Source organism: Micromonospora sp. AMSO1212t, from assembly GCF_008868145.1.
GTDB lineage: Bacteria > Actinomycetota > Actinomycetes > Mycobacteriales > Micromonosporaceae > Micromonospora > Micromonospora tulbaghiae.
Genome location: NZ_WBKS01000125.1, coordinates 1 through 17974 on the forward strand (window position 1 = coordinate 1; position 17974 = coordinate 17974).

At 71.9% G+C, this 17974-nt stretch carries 15 protein-coding genes and 1 pseudogene; 3 read left to right on the forward strand and 13 right to left on the reverse strand.

All coding sequences use genetic code 11. From position 1 onward, the window contains the following. Positions 1-88: 88 nt before the first annotated feature. The 5 genes from F8279_RS24340 to F8279_RS24360 are packed head-to-tail and all read right to left on the reverse strand — an operon-like array spanning position 89 to position 4768. The gene (locus F8279_RS24340; RefSeq protein ID WP_151501175.1) at positions 89-1207 is read right to left on the reverse strand and encodes a branched-chain amino acid ABC transporter permease; all 1119 of its coding nucleotides are present in this window, start codon (positions 1205-1207) and stop codon (positions 89-91) included. Next, on the reverse strand, positions 1204-2094 hold the full coding sequence (locus F8279_RS24345) for a branched-chain amino acid ABC transporter permease (protein WP_091426567.1): 891 nt from the start codon (positions 2092-2094) through the stop codon (positions 1204-1206). Before F8279_RS24345 ends, F8279_RS24340 begins: the two co-directional genes overlap by 4 nt. Further along, positions 2091-2819, reverse strand: coding sequence for an ABC transporter ATP-binding protein (locus tag F8279_RS24350; RefSeq protein WP_151501176.1), 729 nt, complete (start codon positions 2817-2819; stop codon positions 2091-2093). Before F8279_RS24350 ends, F8279_RS24345 begins: the two co-directional genes overlap by 4 nt. Then, complete coding sequence (locus tag F8279_RS24355; RefSeq protein WP_151501177.1) at positions 2819-3562, reverse strand: ABC transporter ATP-binding protein; 744 nt, start codon at positions 3560-3562, stop codon at positions 2819-2821. Before F8279_RS24355 ends, F8279_RS24350 begins: the two co-directional genes overlap by 1 nt. A 3-nt stretch (positions 3563-3565) precedes the next feature. Further along, complete coding sequence (locus tag F8279_RS24360; protein ID WP_091426575.1) at positions 3566-4768, reverse strand: substrate-binding domain-containing protein; 1203 nt, start codon at positions 4766-4768, stop codon at positions 3566-3568. A 358-nt stretch (positions 4769-5126) separates the two neighbouring features. On the opposite strand from F8279_RS24360, the gene F8279_RS24365 reads away from it, so the two are divergent. Continuing rightward, positions 5127-5354: a GntR family transcriptional regulator gene (locus tag F8279_RS24365; protein WP_073829006.1), complete on the forward strand. Its 228-nt coding sequence runs from the start codon at positions 5127-5129 to the stop codon at positions 5352-5354. Positions 5355-5569: 215 nt separating this feature from the next. Here F8279_RS24365 and F8279_RS24370 read toward each other — a convergent pair. Next, positions 5570-6687, reverse strand: a pseudogene (locus F8279_RS24370) (glycerophosphodiester phosphodiesterase). A gap of 106 nt (positions 6688-6793) precedes the next feature. On the opposite strand from F8279_RS24370, the gene F8279_RS24375 reads away from it, so the two are divergent. Continuing rightward, on the forward strand, positions 6794-8128 hold the full coding sequence (locus F8279_RS24375; RefSeq protein ID WP_151501178.1) for a TrkH family potassium uptake protein: 1335 nt from the start codon (positions 6794-6796) through the stop codon (positions 8126-8128). Beyond that, on the forward strand, positions 8118-8786 hold the full coding sequence (locus F8279_RS24380; RefSeq protein WP_151501179.1) for a TrkA family potassium uptake protein: 669 nt from the start codon (positions 8118-8120) through the stop codon (positions 8784-8786). The genes F8279_RS24375 and F8279_RS24380 overlap by 11 nt, the downstream gene beginning before the upstream one ends. Before the next feature lie 115 nt (positions 8787-8901). Here F8279_RS24380 and F8279_RS24385 read toward each other — a convergent pair whose 3' ends face one another. The 7 genes from F8279_RS24385 to F8279_RS24415 all read right to left on the reverse strand — a co-directional run bounded on the left by F8279_RS24385 (position 8902) and on the right by F8279_RS24415 (position 17669). Beyond that, entirely contained in the window at positions 8902-10524 is a 1623-nt protein-coding gene (locus tag F8279_RS24385) for a serine/threonine-protein kinase (protein ID WP_151501180.1), read from the reverse strand. 71 nt (positions 10525-10595) lie between these two features. Further along, entirely contained in the window at positions 10596-12128 is a 1533-nt protein-coding gene (locus F8279_RS24390) for a fused MFS/spermidine synthase (protein ID WP_175438869.1), read from the reverse strand. 60 nt (positions 12129-12188) lie between these two features. Continuing rightward, a complete protein-coding gene (locus F8279_RS24395) occupies positions 12189-13226 on the reverse strand; it encodes a hypothetical protein (protein ID WP_091426594.1) in 1038 nt (345 codons plus the stop codon). A 184-nt stretch (positions 13227-13410) separates the two neighbouring features. Beyond that, on the reverse strand, positions 13411-14220 hold the full coding sequence (locus F8279_RS24400) for an inositol monophosphatase family protein (protein WP_151501181.1): 810 nt from the start codon (positions 14218-14220) through the stop codon (positions 13411-13413). Next, positions 14213-14665 (reverse strand): response regulator, encoded by a 453-nt coding sequence (locus tag F8279_RS24405; RefSeq protein ID WP_091426599.1) that lies wholly within the window; start codon positions 14663-14665, stop codon positions 14213-14215. The genes F8279_RS24400 and F8279_RS24405 overlap by 8 nt, the downstream gene beginning before the upstream one ends. Next, positions 14662-16422 carry an ATP-binding protein gene (locus F8279_RS24410; RefSeq protein ID WP_151501182.1) on the reverse strand — a complete coding sequence of 587 codons (1761 nt, stop codon included), beginning with the start codon at positions 16420-16422 and terminating at the stop codon, positions 14662-14664. Before F8279_RS24410 ends, F8279_RS24405 begins: the two co-directional genes overlap by 4 nt. Before the next feature lie 53 nt (positions 16423-16475). Beyond that, positions 16476-17669, reverse strand: a complete 1194-nt coding sequence (locus F8279_RS24415; RefSeq protein ID WP_151501183.1) for a PP2C family protein-serine/threonine phosphatase — start codon at positions 17667-17669, stop codon at positions 16476-16478. Between the last annotated feature and the right edge of the window lie 305 nt (positions 17670-17974).

A 17974-nucleotide genomic window follows, 5' to 3' on the forward strand; every position in this document is an offset into this window, starting at 1 on the left:
ATCATGAAGTTAGCGCCATCGGGCACGGCGTGTCGCGGCGTTAACTTCATGATCGCCGGGGCAGGGGTGGGGGCAGAGGCGGGAGGGATCAGCGGGAGCGGCGGACGGCGGTCAGGAGGGGGGCCAGGCGAGATCTCAGGCTGGCCAGGCCGCCCGGGAAGAAGTAGACGGCCAGGATGAAGACCGTGCCCAGGACGAACAAGGGCTGGCTCAGCGGGTGGCTGAGGAACGCGGGCAGACTGTTCACCGCCTCGCTGCTGCCGAACGCGGTCAGCCGGTGGTCCAGGTACATGTAGAGGACGCCGCCCAGCACCGGCCCCCACCGCGTACCGGGACCGCCGAGCACCACCATGACCAGCAGCGACAGCGTCAGCTCCGACGAGGTGATGTGCGGACTCGCGCCGCCGACGATCAGCACGTAGACCACCCCACCCGCCGACGCGAGGCCACCGGCGAGCGTGAACGCGACGAGCTTGAACCGGTACGGGTCGAGCCCCAGCACTCCGATCCGCCGCTCGTCGTCGCGCAGGCCGGCCAGCACCCGCCCGGTCGGCGAAGCGCTGACCCGGTGCACGACGAGGACCACGATCGCCAGGTACGCCAACGCGAGCCAGTAGAGGTTCACCGTGTTGGTGACACCGACGAGCGCCGCCGGCAGCCCTGAGACGTCCAGCGGCAGGCCCTCCTCGCCGCCGGTGAGGCCGCCGAAGTCGCGGGCCACCAGGATCGCCCCGACCTGCGCGAACGCCAGCGTCACCATGGCGAACGCGATGCCCACGGTCCGCAGGGCCACCGCGCCGAGCAGCGCGGCGAGCGTGGTCCCGCCGATCACCGTCAGCACACCGGCCTGCCACAGCGGCAGCCCGGCCTTGGTGACCAGGATGTCGGTCCCGTACACCCCGGCGGCGAAGTAGAGGGCGTGGCCGAAGGAGAGCATTCCGGTACGCCCGAACAGCAGGTCGTAGCCGGCCGCGAGCCCGCCGAACACCAGGCAGATGGCGAGCAGTTGCAGCGTGCCCGGCGAGTTCAGCGGCCCCTCGAAGATCCCCGGCAGGTGCAGTGTGGAGTACGGCAGGATCGCCGCCACCACCAGCGCCACGAGCGGCAGGTACGGGCGCAGTCCGTGCCAGCGGGCCCGGCCCGGGGTCAGCTCGTCCGGCACCGCGGCCGGGGGTGCCGGCGCCTCGGCGCTCTTGACCTCGGTCATGCGTGAGCCACCTTTCCGGCCAGGCCCTGCGGACGCAGCAGCAGCACCACGGCGAGCAGGCCGACCACGCACAGGTCGCCCAGCCCGGACGTGCCGTAGTAGTTGACGAACTGTTGCAGCAGCCCCACCGCGACCGCCGCGTACGCGGACCCGACCACGGAGCCCATCCCGCCGATCACCACCACGATGAACGCGAAGATCAGCAGCGAGCCGCCCTGCCCCGGCGAGACGGTGCCGAAGTAGACGCCGCCGAGCGCGCCGGCCAGCGCCGCGGCGGCCCCGCCGATCGCGAAGACGAGCGTGAACGCCTTGCGCACGTCGATGCCGAGCGCTGTCACCATCTCCCGGTTCTCCACCCCGGCGCGGATGATCAGGCCGTACCGGGTCCAGCGCAGGAACGCCAGCAGCGCGCCGAGCACCACAGCGGCGGCGACGATCAGCAGCAGTCCGGCGTTCGGCACCTGGGCGCCGAGCACCGACGTGACGCCCCGGCTCCAGTCGGGCCGCGGGAACGGCCGGGGGTCGGCGCCCCAGGTGGCCTGCAGCAGCGCCACCCCGGCGAGCGACAGGCCGACGGTGACGAGCACCTGCTCGATGGTGCGGGAGTAGAGCGGCCGGATCAGCACCAGCTCGACCAGTACCGCGACGAGCGAACCGGCCAGCACCCCGAAGACGACGGCGAGCACGAAGCCGAACCCGTCGGGTCCGGCGCCGGGCAGGTTGCCCGAGGCCCACCAGGTCGCGTACGCGCCGACGCCGAGGAACAGCCCGTGCGCGAAGTTGAGCACGTCGGCGAGGCCGAAGACCAGGGAGAGGCCGGAGGCGACGAGGAAGTACAGCGCCGCCAGGCCGAGCCCGGTCAGCGTCAGCAGGACCACTGTGTTCACGAGTGCACCTCCGCCGAACCCACCCCGAGCAGCGACTTGGTCAGCGCCGTCTCCAGCAGCAGCTCCTGGGCGTCGCCGGTCCAGGCGACCTTCCCGGCGGAGAGCACCACCGCGTCGGTCGCCAGCCGCCGTACCACCGCCAGGTTCTGCTCGACCAGCAGCACCGGCACGGATTCCGCCACCCGTTCCAGCACCTCGGCCACCTCGGTCACCACTTTCGGCGCCAACCCTTTCGTCGGCTCGTCGACCAGCAGCAGCCGGTTGTCGTTCAGCAGCACCCGGCCGATCGCGAGCATCTGCTGCTGCCCGCCGGACAGCGAGCCGGCCCGTTGCCGTCCGCGCCGCTCCAGCTCGGGGAAGAGCGCGAAGACCTTGTCGTACGCGGGCGTGACGCCCCGCCGTTCGGCCAGCCGCAGGTTCTCCGCGACGGTGAGCGCGGCGAAGACGCAGCGGTCCTCCGGCACGTAGCCGAGGCCGTCGCGGACCAGCCGGTGGGTGGGGCGGGCGAGCAGGCTCCGTGCACCCATCCGCACGGATCCGCGCACCTCGCCGCCGCGCGGCGTCAGCCCGACGATCGCGCGCAGCGTGGTGGTCTTGCCGACGCCGTTGCGCCCGAGCAGCACGGTGACGCCGGTCGGCGCGACCTCGAACGACACGCCCTGGAGGATGTGCAGTCCGGCGATCCGCACGGACAGGTCCGCCACGGACAGGACAGGTTCCGCCATCAGAGCGCCTCCCCCAGGTACGCCTCCTGCACGGTGGCGTTCGCCATCACGGTCTCCGGGGTGTCGCAGGCCAGCAGCGCGCCGTGGTGCATCACGGCGATCCGGTCGGCCAGCTCCAGGATCACGTCCATGTGGTGTTCCACCATGAGCACCGCCCGGCCGCTGTCCCCGGTCAACGACTTGATCACGCTGACCAGCTCGGGCACGTCCTCGGCGCTCACCCCGGCCATCGGCTCGTCCAGCAGCATCACCCGGGGCTCACCGGCGAGCAGCAGCGCGATCTCCAGCTTGCGCTTCTCGCCGTGGGCCAGGGTGCCGGCGAGTGCCGTACCCCTGTGGTGCAGGCCGACCCGGTCGAGCGCCGCGTCGGCGGCGGCGGCCACCTCCCGGTCGGCCGCCGCCCGCCGCCACAGCTTCATCGAGCCACCCCGGTGTGCCTGTACGGCGAGCCGGACGTTCTCCCGCACGCTCAGCGAGCCGAAGACCGAGGACGCCTGGAAGGTACGCCCCAGTCCGAGCCGGGCACGCCGGTGCGGCGGAAGCGCGGTGATGTCCGCGCCGTCCAGCAGGACCGTGCCCTCGGTGGGCCGGCGCAGGCCGGTGATCAGGTTGAACAGGGAGGTCTTGCCGGCGCCGTTGGGCCCGATCACGCCGAGGAACTCCCCCGGCGCCAGATCGAGGTAGACGGAGTCGACGATGGCGACCTCACCGATCCGCCAGGTCAGACCGCGGGTGGCGAGCATCGGTCAGCCCTTCATCTGCGCGACCGGCGGCGCGCTCTCGTCACCGGTGAGCGACTTCTGCGCGGTCGCCGTGAAGGTGGTGCCGCTGCCGGAGAGCTTGGCCTGGTACATCGGCTGGAGCAGGGCGTGGTCCTCGGCGCGGATCTTCATGGTGCCCTTGACGCCCTCGAACTCCCAGCCCTCGAGCGCCTTGACCATCTTCTCCACGTCGTCGCCGCCCTCCTGCACGGCGCGGACGACCATCTGCGCGGCGGCGAACCCGTCCGGGTGGAACAGGTCGAGCGTGCCGCCCGGCACCTTCGCCTTCGCGGCCTTGGCGGCCTCGGTGTCGCTGGCGCCGTCGAAGTAGTGCGACAGGAACGAGATCTTGCTGCCGGCCGCACCGAACGTCGGCCACGAGGCGCGGATGTCCAGGCCGGTGACGACAGTGGTGGAGGCGAGGACGCCCTGCTGGTCGAGCGTCTGCCACATGGCGCCGGCGGTGGTGCCGGCCCAGGCGACGAAGAGCAGGTCCGGCTTGGCGGCCTTGATCTGGCTGGCGAACGGCGTGAACTCGGTGGCGCTGGCCGGGGCCCGGACGCTGCTCACGTTCGCGCCGGCGCCGCCGATCACGGCCTTCACGGCGGCCTCGTTGGCGTCGCCGAACGCGCCGTCCTGCGCGAACACCACGACCTTCTTGCCCGCCGCGTCGCCGATGAACGACCGGGCGGTCACCACGTCCTGCCAGGACTGCCGGCCGGAACGGAACGTGTACTTGTTCGCGCCGGTCACCGCGTCGGTGGCGGCCGGACCGGAGATGAACAGCACCTTGTTCTGCGCGGCGATCGGCGCCACCTGGAGCGCCACCCCGGAGGAGGTGGACCCGGCGATGATCTTCGTACCCTTGCCGATCAGGTCCTTCGCGGCGGACACGGCCTTGGCCGGGTCGCCCGCGTCGTCGGCCTCGGACACCTCGATCGTGCGGTCACCGACCTTGCCGGTGCCCTTGGTGGCGAAGTCGAGGCCGGCCTTGAAACCCTCGATGTACTGCTTGCCGTAGCTGGCGAGCGGCCCGGACTGGGAGTAGACCAGACCGACCTTGACCGGGGCGGCGTCGCCGCCGCCGGATGCGGTGTCCTGCGGGCTGCCACAGGCCGTGGCGGCCAGAGCGACCGCCACCGAGGTGGCGGCGGTAAGGAACACCCGTCGCGTGTGCCGGATCGTCATTGCGACTCCAGGTGAGGACAGGGGGAATGTCAGTTGTCGGCTCACGCTAGAAGTGACGTCACCCACGGGCTATGTGGTCGGCGCACACAAGTGCCCGTGACGGGGTGGCCGCACGTTACAACGCCGGACATCCCCACGTAACCGCACCGACCCGGGATGGCCACAGCCACCACGCACACCTCCCCGGCAATGGCGTCCCACGCCATCGCGCGCCGGTCACCGCCCGCCGCACCGACTCAACCTGCACCAGTATCTGGGTATGCGCGAGCCTCCACTCTCGACGTGCTGGGCAACTTGTTGCAGTTACTTGTGCAGGTAGGGCAGGATCGGATTCGCCGAACCAACCGGAGTCCCCACCATGCCCACAGCAGAAGCACCGTTCCGCCGTATCGCCAACGACATCGCCGCGAAGATCAAGAGTGGCGAGCTGAAGCCGGGCGACCGGCTGCCCTCCACCCGGGAGTTGGCCGAGACGTACGGCGTCCACATGAACACGGCCTACCGCGCGATGTCGCTGTTGCACGATCGCGAGCTGATCACCGGCCAGCCCGGCCGAGGCACCTACGTAGCCGAACCGCCGGCCTGATCAACTCCACTACGCCGAAGTGCCGGCATCCTCGCGCCCGAAAGCGGCCACTTCCCCGAGGTGGCACCCGCCACCGCCGATCTTGGTACGGAATGGCCCCCGGAGGGGCCGTTTCGTACCAAGATCTCGGGGCGGCCGTGCGCAACGGCGCCCGGGGAAAACACGAACGGGGTGCCCGCCGCAAGCGGCGGGCACCCCGTTTCAGCGAAGCAGGGTCAGCGGCCGGCCCGGGCGGCCACCGCCGTGTCCGGGTGGTCGCTGAACACGCCGTCCAGGCCCAGGTCGAGGAACAGCTCGTACTCGGACGTGATGTCACCACGCGCGTTCGGGTCGGTGCCGATGCGGAAGTCCGCAGGCAGGAACTGGTTCTCGGCCCGGAACGTCCACGCGTGCACCACCAGCTTCTGCCGGTGCGCGTCGCGGATCACCGAGGTCGGCGCGAGCAGCCGGCCGGCCGAGTCCCGGGGCACGATCAGGTTCTTGTTCAGGCCGACGCCGTCGGCGTACCGGGAGATCCAGGCCAGTCCCGCGGGCGTGGCCAGGTCCGGTAGGTCCGCTTGTCGCCGCCCGCGACGAAGTCGTAGGGCGCGCCGCTCGCGTCCATGAGCTGCACCAGCCGTACGTCGATCAACTTGTCGAGCTTGCGCAGGTTGGCGGTCTCGAAGCTCTGGACGAACACCGGGTCGGCGCGGTGGGTGAGCCGGTTGCGGCGCAGCACCGCCACGAGGGGCTCCTCCAGCGGGCGGCCGATCGACGCGAAGTAGGTGGGGTGCTTGGTCTCCGGGTAGACGCCGATGGTCCGGCCCCGGGCCTTCGACTCGGTCCGCGCCAGGTCGACGACCTCCTGGAACGTCGGGATCTCGAACCTGCCGTCGAACGCGGTGTTGGCGACCCGCACCTGCGGCAGGCGCTCCTTGGCCCGCAGCGTCTTCAGCTCGGCCAGCGTGAAGTCCTCGGTGAACCAGCCGGTGACGGTCACCCCGTCGATGGTCTTCGTCGCCTTGCGGCCGGCGTACTCGGGGTGGGCGGCCACGTCTGTCGTACCGGAGATCTCGTTCTCGTGCCGCGCGACCAGGACGCCGTCCCTGGTCGAGACGAGGTCCGGCTCGATGAAGTTGGCGCCCTGGCGGATGGCGAGCCGGTAGGCCTCCAGGGTGTGCTCCGGGCGGTAGCCGCTCGCGCCCCGGTGTCCGATCACGATCGGCCGCTGGGCCACGGGGGCACGCTCGGCGTGGTGGTCCGGGCCGGCCTGGGCAGCCGCTGCCGGCACCACCACTGCGGCCGCCGCGAGCAGCGCGCCGGCCACGCCGAGGGCGGAAAGGGTACGTCGCAACGCCGTCTCCTGTCGTCGATGGGTACGCACAGCAGACCGGGCGTGGTTGACCGCCAGTTGGTCGGTTCCTGACCTGCCGGTGAATCTCCGGACGGAAGATGACGGGATGCGCCGCCTGCTCCGGAAGCCCGTGCGGTTGGTGCCGTTGGGGTTCCTGGCGGTGATCCTGGTCGGCACCGGCCTGCTCATGCTGCCCTGGGCCACGAGCGAGCAGCGATACACCCCGTTCGTCACCGCGCTGTTCACGTCCACCTCGGCGGTGTCGGTGACCGGGATGGCGGTGACCGACACCCCGAACTACTGGAACGGCTTCGGGCTCGTGATGATCACCGTGCTGACGCAGCTCGGCGGTCTGGGCATCCTGACCGGGGCGTCGCTGGTGATCCTGGCGGTCTCCCGCCAGCTCGGCCTGCGTAACCGGCTGCTCGTGCAGGCGGAGACCGCCGAGTTCGGCCTCGGCGACGTACGCCGGCTGCTGTTGCGCATCGCGGCGACCGTCTTCGTCACCGAGGCCCTGATGACGGCGGTAATCGCCGCGCGCCTGTTCCTGGCGTACGACTACCGGCCGGGCCGGGCGCTCTGGTCGGCGGTGTTCCACTCGGTCCAGGCGTTCAACAACGGCGGGTTCGCGCTCTACTCCGACGGCCTGATCGCGTTCGCCCGCGACGGCTGGGTGGCGCTGCCTCTCAGCATCGGCGCGATCATCGGCGGGCTCGGTTTCCCGGCGCTGTTCGAGGCGGTACGCGAGTGGCGGCAGCCGGAACGCTGGGCGGTCGCCACGAAGCTGACCGTCTGGGGCAGCGTGGTGCTGACCGTCTTCGGCGTCGCCTACCTGCTCATGGCCGAGTGGGGCAACCCGTTCACGATCGGCACCTTCGACGTGCCGGGCAAGCTGCTCGCGTCGTTCACCCAGATCGCGTTGAGCCGTACCGGCGGCTTCGACGTGGTGAACGTCGGGCACCTCACCGACGAGAGCTACCCCATGCTGATCGGCCTGATGTTCATCGGCGGCGGCAGCGCCAGCACCGCCGGCGGCATCAAGGTCTCCACGTTCTTCCTGCTCGGCTTCGCCATCTGGGCCGAGCTGCGGGGCGAGCCGGACACCACTGTCGGGCGGCGCCGGGTGGCGGCGGCCAGCCAGCGACAGGCGCTGACAGTGGCGCTGCTGAGCGTGGCGCTCGTGGCCGGCGGGACCGTCGGCCTGATCGCGCTGACCTCACACATTTCGTTCTCGGCCGCCTTGTTCGAGGTCACCTCCGCGTTCAGCACCACCGGCCTGACCGTCGGGGTGTCCGGCCAGCTCTCCCCGCCGGGCCAGTACGTGCTGACCGCGCTCATGTACATCGGCCGGATCGGGCCGCTCACGCTCGGCTCGGCCATCGCGTTGAACACCCGTCGACGGCTGTACCGCTACCCGGAGGAGCAACCCATTGTCGGCTAGACATCCGGAGGAGACCGGCATCGCGGTGATCGGCCTGGGCCGGTTCGGCGCGCGCCTGGCGGAGTCCCTGTCCCGGCTCGGCTACGAGGTGCTGGCGATCGACCACGACCCGGTCCGGGTCCAGCACTGGTCGGCCGACCTCGACCGGGTGGTGCAGGCCGACAGCACCGAGGAGGTGGCGCTGCGCCAGCTCGGGCTGGCGGACTTCCGCCGGGTCGTGGTCGCGATCGGCGCGTCGCTGGAGGCGAGCGTGCTCACCGTACTGGCGCTGGCCGAGCTGGGGATCGAGCAGATCTGGGCGCGGGCCACCTCCGAGAAGCACGCGAAGATCCTGCACTCGGTGGGCGCGCACCACGTGGTCTTCCCCGAGGCGGAGACCGGCGAGCGGGTGGCGCACCTGATCGTCAGCCGGATGCTCGACTTCATCGAGTTCGACGACGACTTCGCCATCGCCAAGATCAAGGTGCCGGCGCCGCTGGTCGGGCGGTCGCTGCGCGACATCGCACCACAGGACCGGTACGGCGTGATGGTGGTGGGTGAGAAGCAGCCCGGGGAACCGTTCCGCTACGCCGGCCCGGACACGGTGCTGGAGGCGGACAGCGTGCTCATCGTGGAGGGCGGCATCTCCCAGGTGCAGCGCTTCTCCGCGCTGACCTGACCGGAGCCGCTGAGCTGACCGGAGCCGCTGAGATGACCGCCGCGCTGACCTGACCGTCAGCCCTTCTTCGGACCAGGACCCTTGCCCTTGCCGTGCTCACCCCCCTTCGGCCGGTCTACTTTGCTTTTCCCTTCGGGCCCTCCTTGCCCTTGGAGGGCTTCGGCGCGGCCTTGGGCTTCGCCGGCTTCGCCTTCGCCGGCCCGCTCTTGGTGGTGGTCTTCGCGGTGGTCTTGGTGGCCGGCTTGACCGGCGTCTTGACCGGCGGCGCGGTGGTCGGCGCCGAACCGGCGATGCCGGAGACCTGCACGCCGCAGGTGCTGTCGCCGAGCGTGAACTCCACAGGCAGCGTGTTGCTGCCGGTGTAGCGCCCGGCCACGGTCAGCTTCGTCGACGCGCCGGGGGCCAGCGCCGGGTCCGTCGCCGGTGCGGCGATCGAGACGGTACGTCCCACCTGACGTGCCGTGGGCTGGGCCGTGGTGACCGTCTGCTTGCCGGGGAACGTGAAGTTCATGGTCCAGTCGCGCAGTTCCCGGTCGCCGGTGTTGGTGAGCGTCAGCTCGGCGGAGAACTCCTTGCCGGTGTCGCGGCGCAGCGAGTAGTCGACAGCGCAGGGGATCGGCTCGGGCATGCTCATCCGCGCCTCGGTCGGCTCCACCCCGCCGCTGGCCGGGCTCCGCGACGTCAGCCCCCACATCGTGGCGGTCACCGCGATCAGCCCGACGGCGGCCACCCCGGCCTCCACCTTGCGCCGCCGCGCCACCGCCCGCCTCGTGCGGGTACGCACCACCGAGAACGGCAGCGCGTCGGTCTCCGCCGACCACGGCAGGATCGTGGTGCCGGCGTTCTCGGCGAGCGCCGGGTCCATCCGGCCGAACGCCGGTGACACCGGCACGATCGCCGCGATACCGGCCGCCTCGGCGAGCGTACGGGCCACCTCGGCGGTCGCCGGGCGGTCCTCGGGGCGCTTGGCCAGGCACCGCTGCACCAGCGCGGCCACCGGCTCGGGCAGGCCCGGCACCGGCGGCATCGGGTCCGGGTCGCGATACATGTGCGCGCGCAGCATCTGGGTGGTGGTGCTGGCCTGCCACGGCAGGCGACCGGTCAGCATCCGATAGAGCAGCAGCCCCACCGCGTACACGTCGGTGGCCGGCGAGACGTGGCCGTTGTCCAGCCGCTCCGGCGCCAGGTACGCGGGCGTGCCGAGCAGCGCGCCGTCCGGCCCCTTGTCGCTCTCCCCCACCAGCGCCGAGATGCCGAAGTCGACGACCTTCACCCCGGTCGGGGTCAGCATGACGTTGCCCGGGGTCACGTCCCGGTGCACCACGCCCCGGGCGTGCGCGGCGGCGAGCGCCGAGGCGACCTCCGCGCCGATGGTCATGGCCTCCCGCCAGGGAAGCTGCCCGTCGCGGCCGAGCCGTCCGCTGAGCGGACCGCCGTCGACCAGCTCCATGACCACGTACGGCACGGTCAGGCCGACCTGCACGGACTCGCCGTAGTCGTACACGTTGGTGATGTTGGGGTGGCACAGCCGCGCCGCGGCCTGTGCCTCCACCCGGATCCGGTGCCGGAACGCCTTGTCACTGGCCAGCCGCGACGCCAGCACCTTGACCGCGACCTGCCGGCCCAGCACCTCGTCGTAGCCGCGCCAGACGACCGACATGCCGCCCGCACCCAGCTGCTCGACCAACCGGTATCGCTCGCCGAGCAGTTGCACGCCGTTCCTGACCGGTCCACCCATGGTCGGTCCTGTTGCCCGAAGTCGACCCTCGTACACCTCAGCGGTCGGAATCGGTCAGGAAAGTCACCCGTTCAAGCGGTCGCCAGCAGTTGATCCACCGGTGCGTAGTCGTCGGTGAGCACCATCGCGTCGCCCACCCACTCGGTCACCGCCGCCTCGTCCATCAACCCGGCCGGTTCGGGCAGCAGCTTCAGCCCGGGCGGGATCGCGGCGAGCGGCAGCGGCGCGTCCGAGGCGACGATCACGAAGTTGGCACCCTGCTTCCCGTCGATCGCGCCGGGCGGGGCGATCAGCGCGACGTGCGCGAACTCGGCCTTCACGGTGGCCAGCTCGGCCCGGATGAACCGGCCCGGCGGGTAGTCGATGACGTTCTGCACGTAGATCCCGTCCGGGCGCAGCACCCGGCGGATGTCGGCGGCCATCTCCCGGGTGGCCAGGTGCCACGGCACCACCAGGTGACCGAACGCGTCGCCGACGATGAAGTCGCGGCTGTCGGTCGGCTCGCCGCGCAGCAGCACCCGCGCGTCGCCCACCTCGGCGCGCATCCCCGGGCCGGTACGCAGGCCCAGCTCCCGCCGGTCCAGCTCGACCAGGCCGCCGTCCAGCTCGAACACCAGGTTGTCGGTGCCGGGCCGGGTCGCCGCCAGGTAGTGCGGCACGGTGAAGCCGCCGCCGCCCAGGTGCAGCGCGTCCATCGGCTGTTTCGCCGGCCGCGCCACGTCCGCGACCAGGCCGATCCACTGCGTGTACGCGTACTTGAGGTGGTTCGGCTCGTTCAGGTCGACGTACGAGTGCTCGGCCGAGTTGAGGTAGAGCGTGCGTCCCTGCGGCCACGACGGGTCCACCTCGACCCGGGCGCAGTGGTACGCGGTCTCCACGTCGCACGGGTTCGGCGCCGCCGCGGTGAGCCCGGCGGCGGCGAGACCGAGCAACGCCAGCGCGGCCTTGACCCGGCCCGGCGTGGACGGCCCGCCGGCACCCGCCTGCCGTCGCAGCCAGACACCGAGCGCCAGCCCGGTCACCCCGAGCGCGGCGGCCAGCCCCAGCACGATGACGGAACTGGACAGCGCGGCCACCAGGACGAAGCCGGTGCCGAGCGTGGCGGTGATGCCGCCGAGCGTGCCGATGCTGGACAGCTTGCCCACCACCTGGCCGGTGCGGCGCAGGTCGGCGAGCTGGAGCTTCACCACGAGCGGGGTGATCCCGGCCAGCAGCGCCGCCGGCAGCACCACCGTCAGCGCGGTCAGCAGGAGCACCGCGCTCGCCGCGCCGCCGCGCAGCACCTCACCGGCGTACCTGACGATCGGCAGGGTGACCGCGGTGGCGATGCCGGCCAGCACCAGCGCCGGGGCGAGCAGGGTGCGCGGGTCACGCCGGTCGGCGAGCCACCCGCCGAACCACGCCCCGTAGGCGATCGCGGCCAGCGCCATGCCGATGACCGAGCTGGTCACCTGGAGCGTCACCCCGACGTACGGGCCGACCAGGCGCAACGAGACGGTCTCCAGCACCAGCACCGCGCCGCTGGAGAAGAAGACGAGGAAAGCGGCGAGCCCGTTCGGCAGGGCCCGCGGCGGAACCGGGGCGTCGGCCGCCGGTTCCGCCATGACGTCGGACGATGTGCTGCTCACCGTGGCGATGGTACGCAGCGCCGCCGGCGGGCCGCGTCAATACATCGAGATGTGAACATGGTTTGTGTGGTCCGCCGCCGGACTGCCGCCGCCGCTGTACGCCCGCCAGCCGGTGTTCGGCATCCAGATCTGCCGATACCAGATGACGTACATGATGCCGAGCCGGTTGGCGTTGTTCTTCGCCCAGGCGGCCAGGCTGTCGCCGTACGCCTTGTCGCCGCCGGTGGCGGTCTTGTCCTCGAACCCGCCGCTGGCGGCGGAGAAGTCGCAGGCCCGGCCCTTGGGGTGTTCGCCGCCGCCACCGCTGCGGTGACAGGAGGCGTAGCGCTTGTAACCGGCCGCCTTGGCCTGCTGGAGCATGTGCAGCGTCCGCGGCGTGATGCAGCCGGACGCGGGCGTCGGGTCGTCCACCGAGCAGGACTCCGACGGCCAAGAGCCGTCCGAGTTGCGCGGCGCGGGCCTCGCCGACGAGGAGGTGCCGTTGAACCCGGACCCGGCGCCGGAGCTGACCTTCGCCAGCGCCACCTCGGCGTCCTTCTTCTTGCGGGCCTGCACCGCGACCTGCTTGGCCTGCTCGCGCACCTCGGCGTCGATGGCGAGCTTCGCCTCGGCCGCCTGCGCCTTCGCGTCGGCCAGCTCCCGCAGCCGCTTGCTGTCCCGCTGGGCCATCACGTCCAGCTCGGCCGCGCGCTTGAGGAAGTCGTTCGGGTCGGCGCTCGCCAGCAGCATCGACGTGGCGGTCAGCCGGCCCATCCGGTACGACTGCGCGGCGACCTCGCCGGCCTGCTCGCTGAGCCCGACGAGGCGCGCCTCGATGTCGGTGAGCTGGGCGGCGAGGGCCTTCTGCCGGCGCTTGGAGTTCTCCAGCTTGTTCTGGGCCTCGATGTGACCCTTCGCCGCCGCCTCCAACGCCGCCCGCAACTGCTTGCTACCGCCCTCGTTGGGGGCGTTCGGGCTGGGTACGGCGGCGGCCGGCCCGGCGGCCACGCCGGAGCCGAGCAGCACGGCCACCGCGGCGAGCGCGGCGAGCAGCGACCGCCGGACGCGCCGGCCGGTAGGGCTGGTCCTGGGCACGTGTTGGTCCTTCCGTCGACCGCCGGCCCCCGCACACCGAGCGGCGTCTCCGCCGGCGCCGGACGGCGGCCTGCTGGCGGAGACCGCCGGTCACGATACCGGACCACGCGCCACACGCCAGGCCGGCGACGGCGTACGGCGTCCGACGTCGACGCAGCGTGCCGTGCTCGTCGCGCAGCGCCGCTCAACCGCCCAGCAGAGCGGCGCTCACCTCGTCCCAGACCTCCGGGCTCGCTGCGACGAGCAGCCCCCGGCCCTCGTCGGCCGGGTGGTAGTCGGTGCCGTCGAACCGGCGGGCCACACCGCCGGCCTCCCGCACCAGCAGCGCGCCGGGCGTGTGGTCCCACGGCAGGGTGCGCCAGAACAGCACGAACTGCTGCGCGCCGGTGAGCACGTCCAGGTACTCCCGGCCGGCGCAGTGCTGGCCGGGCAGCAGCTCGCCGATCCGGCGCCCGCCCTCCTCCACCCGGCGGCGGAAGTCCGGGGGAAGGAACTTCGTCGCCGCGGTGCCCCGCAGCGCGCCCACCCGCGGCTCGGCCTGCGGCGCACTCGGCGACGCCCCGTCCAGCCGGGTGCCCGCGCCGAGCCGGGCCGCCGCCATCGTGCCGTCCAGCGGGTCGTACACCCAGGACGCCACCGGCACGCCGTCGGTGAGCAGCGCCGCCATCAGCGCGAACGGCCTGCGGCCGGCGGCGAAGTTGGAGGTGCCGTCGACCGGGTCGACCAGCCAGACGTCGCCGCCGCCACGCAGGTGCCGCAGCAGGTCCGGGTCATCGGCGACCGCCTCCTCGCCGACCACCACCGAGCCGGGACGCAGCCGCCGCAGGCCCTCGGAGATCAGCGCCTCGGCCTCGCGGTCGGCGACGGTGACCACCTCGCCGGGTGCCTTCTCGGAGATGTCGGACGCGTCGAGCCGGCGGAACAACGGCACGACGACCTTGGCCGCCGCCTCCCGCAGCAGCGTGCCGACGTCGTCCAGCAGCGGGTCAGCCACGCGGAGGCAGCTTGACCACGCTGACGAAGAACTCGTCGATCTGGCGGACCACCGAGATGAACCGCTCGAAGTCCACCGGCTTGGTCACGTAGGCGTTGGCGTGCAGCTGGTAGCTGCGCAGGATGTCCTCGTCGGCCTGCGAGGTGGTGAGCACCACGACCGGGATCCGGCGCAGTTCCTCGTCCTTCTTGATCTCCTCCAGCACCTCCCGGCCGTCCCGGCGGGGCAGGTTCAGGTCGAGCAGGACCAGGTCGGGCGTCACCGCGTCCGCGTACTGGCCCTCGCGGCGCAGGTAGGCGAGCGCCTCGGCGCCGTCGGAGACGACGGTGAGACGGTTGCGGAGCTTGTGCTCCTCGAACGCCTCCTGGGTCATCAGCACGTCGCCGGGGTCGTCCTCGACGAGCAGGACCTCGATCGGGCTCTTGCCGTCCGCGGGCGCGGTCATCCCACCGTCTCCTTCATGCCACCGTTTGTACCGTGTCGGTCCGCCTCCGCGGGCGGCTCTTCGCGTGCCTCGCCGTCCGGCTGCCGGCCGACGTCCGCCGGGTCACCGTCGGCGCCCTCGGCCGCCGGCGCCTCGGCGGGCTCCGCGGCGTCCTCCGCGTCCGTCGCGTCCTCGTCCGCCGCGGCCTCCGCCGCCCGGGCGGCCTCGATGTCGGCCTCCAGCGCGGGCAGCGTGAACCGGATGGTGGTGCCCTCGCCGGCATCGGTGTCCACCCAGACCCGGCCGCCGTGATACTCCACGATCTTCTTGACGATGGCCAGTCCGATGCCGGTGCCCGGGTACGCGTCCTTCGAGTGCAGCCGCTGGAAGATCACGAAGATCTTGTCGGCGAACTCCGGTTCGATCCCGATGCCGTTGTCCCGGCAGCTGATCTCCCACTCGCCGTCCACCAGCCGCGCCGACACGTGCACCTTCGGCGGCACGTCGGGCCGGCGGAACTTCACCGAGTTGCTGACCAGGTTGACCAGCAGGTTGGTCAGCAGCGGCTCCTCGCCGCGGATGGTGGGCATCTCGCCCCAGGTCAGCTCCGCGTCGGAGTACTGCAACGCCGCCTCGGTCTGCCCCGCCACGTCGCCCATCACCTTGTTCAGGTCGACCTCGGTGAAACCGGTGGTCAGCCGCCCGATCCGGGAGAACGCCAGCAGGTCGTTGATCAGCCGCTGCATGCGCTGCGCGCCGTCCACCGCGAACGCGATGTACTGGTCGGCCCGCTCGTCGAGCTGACCGGCGTACCGCCGCTGGAGGAGCTGACAGAAGCTCGCCACCTTGCGCAGCGGCTCCTGGAGGTCGTGCGAGGCGACGTACGCGAACTGCTCAAGGTCACGGTTGGAGCGGGTCAGCTCCTCGGCCTGCTTCTGCAACTGGCTGTTGACCCACTCGATGCGCTCCCGCGCCTCGCGTACCTCGTCCAGCTCCCGGGCGATCTTCATCCGCATCTGGTCGATGTCCTCGGCGAGCCGGCGGAACTCCGGCGGGCCGGATCCCTCGATGTGGTGCCGGTAGTCGCCGTCGGCCACCTCGCGCACCTGGCTGACCAGGGCGGCCAGCGGGCGGATCAGGATCCGGTCCAGCGAGAGCAGCATGACCACACCGGCGGTCGTCACCACCAGCGCGGCGATGACCAGCAGCACGACCAGCGTGTTGCTCGTCGAGTTGACCCGGTCGGCGGTCTCCTCCCGGACGGTGAGGATCTCGTCCTGGAGCGTGTTCACCGACGTGCGGATGCCGTCGAACTGCTGGCGGGTGGCGTCCGTGATCAGCGCTTGGCCGGCCTCCGGGCCGTCCCGCTCGACGGTGGTGATCACCGGCTCGGCCACCTGGGTCCGCCACTGCGCGGTCTGCTGCTCCACCAGTTCCAGGGACCGGCGCACGTCCGGGTAGTCGGCGGAGAGATCCCGGATCGAGGTGACCAGGCTCTGCTCGCGCTTCACGCCCTCCTGGTAGGGCTCCAGGTCGCTGCGGGCACCGTTCACCGCGTACCCGCGCACCGAGGTCTCCTGGTCGAGCAGCACGCTCATCAGCTCCTGCGCCTGGACGCGCAGCGGACCGGTCTTGAGCAGCACCGCGTCGATGTTCTCGCGGTTCTTCGCGGCGACCGCCGCCTCCGCGGCGGCCAGGCCGAGCAGCAGCACCACCACCACGCCGAGCAGCGCGCCCACCCGCCGCCGCAGGGTCCACCCCTGCTGGTACGCCTTCACAGGTTCTTCTCCGTTCGGCACTGCCGGGCTTGCCGGACCGGTTCGCTGTTCGCTCACCGGCCGGTGCCCCGGGTCACCAGCAACATCGCCACGTCGTCGGCGAGCGGGCCGCCGTTGATCTGCTCGGCCCGCCCGACCAGCCACGCGGGCAGTTCGGACAGCGGCACCGCCCGGTTCGCCGGGTCGGCGAGCAGACCGGTCAGGCCCGGCACGTCGAGGCGCTCGTCCCCGCCGTCCACCCGGCCCTCGATGAGGCCGTCGGTGTACATCAGCAGGGACCAGTCGTCGGTGTCGAACTCCAGGTCGAAGGCGACCGGGCGGCGCGGGCGTACGCCCAGCAGCAGCCCGCCCTTGGCCGGCACCGGCGCGACCTTGCCACCGCTGAGCAGCAGCGGCGGCGGGTGACCGGCGAGGCGTACCGTGGCCCGCGCCGACGCCAGGTCTAGCCGGGTCGTGGCCACCGTCGCGAAGATCTCCTGGAGGCGGCGCTCACTCATCAGCACCTGCTCCAGCGCGGGCAGCACCTCGTCGTCCGGCACCCCGGCCAGCACCAGCGCCCGCCAGGCCACGCGCAGTTCGACGCCGAGCGCCGCCTCGTCCACGCCGTGCCCGCAGACGTCGCCGACGATGAAATCGATCCGGTCCGGCCGGGTCTGCACCACGTCGTAGAAGTCGCCGCCGATCAGCGCCGCGTGCCGGCCCGGCCGGTAGAACGTGTGCACCGACACCTCGTCGGTGGTCATCAGCGGCTGCGGCAGCAGGCCGCGCTCCAGGCGGGCGGACTCGGCCTGGCGCAACTCCACCTCACGCAGCCGGCGGGCGTTCTCGTCGGCCCGCTTGCGCTCGACCGCGTAGCGCAGCGCCCGGGTCAGCAGGACACCGTCGACCTGGCCCTTGACCAGGTAGTCCTGCGCCCCCTCGGCGACCGCGACGATGCCCAGGTGCTCGTCCGAGCGGCCGGTCAGCACGCAGACCGCCGCGCCGCTGGCCATCTCCAGCACCCGGCGCAGCCCGTCCAGCCCCTGCGCGTCGGGCAGGCCCAGATCGAGCAGGACGCAGTCCACGCCCATCACCCGCTGCCGGGCCTCGCTGAGGCTCGTGGCGACCAGCAGGTCGATCATCGAGTTGGTCTCGGCGAGCAGCTCACCGACCAGGAAGGCGTCACCCTCGTCGTCCTCGACCAGCAGCACCCGCAGCCGCTCGCCCGGCGGTACGCCGCCGAGCAGCCCTGCCCCGGCAGACGGCACGTAGGTGGCCCTCGACGCGCCGGAACCCCGCTGCGGCCGGGTAACCGCCGCGAGTCGCGGGAGTTCGCTGGTGATGTCGGGCTCCTTCCGAATGCCCTGCTGATCCTGACTCAGACAACAGTCGCACACCGCGCGACCGTCGCCGGCGCGGCAGAGCGTGTGACCGGTCCACTTCCACAGCGGCACGGTCGACCCACGATGTTACGCCGGGAGCGCTGTCACGCCCGCAGCGCACCGTCCGAGGACTGCCGCCGCAGCCCTCGGGGGTGCAGGATGATCCCCACCCCGTAGATCCACCCCGAGGA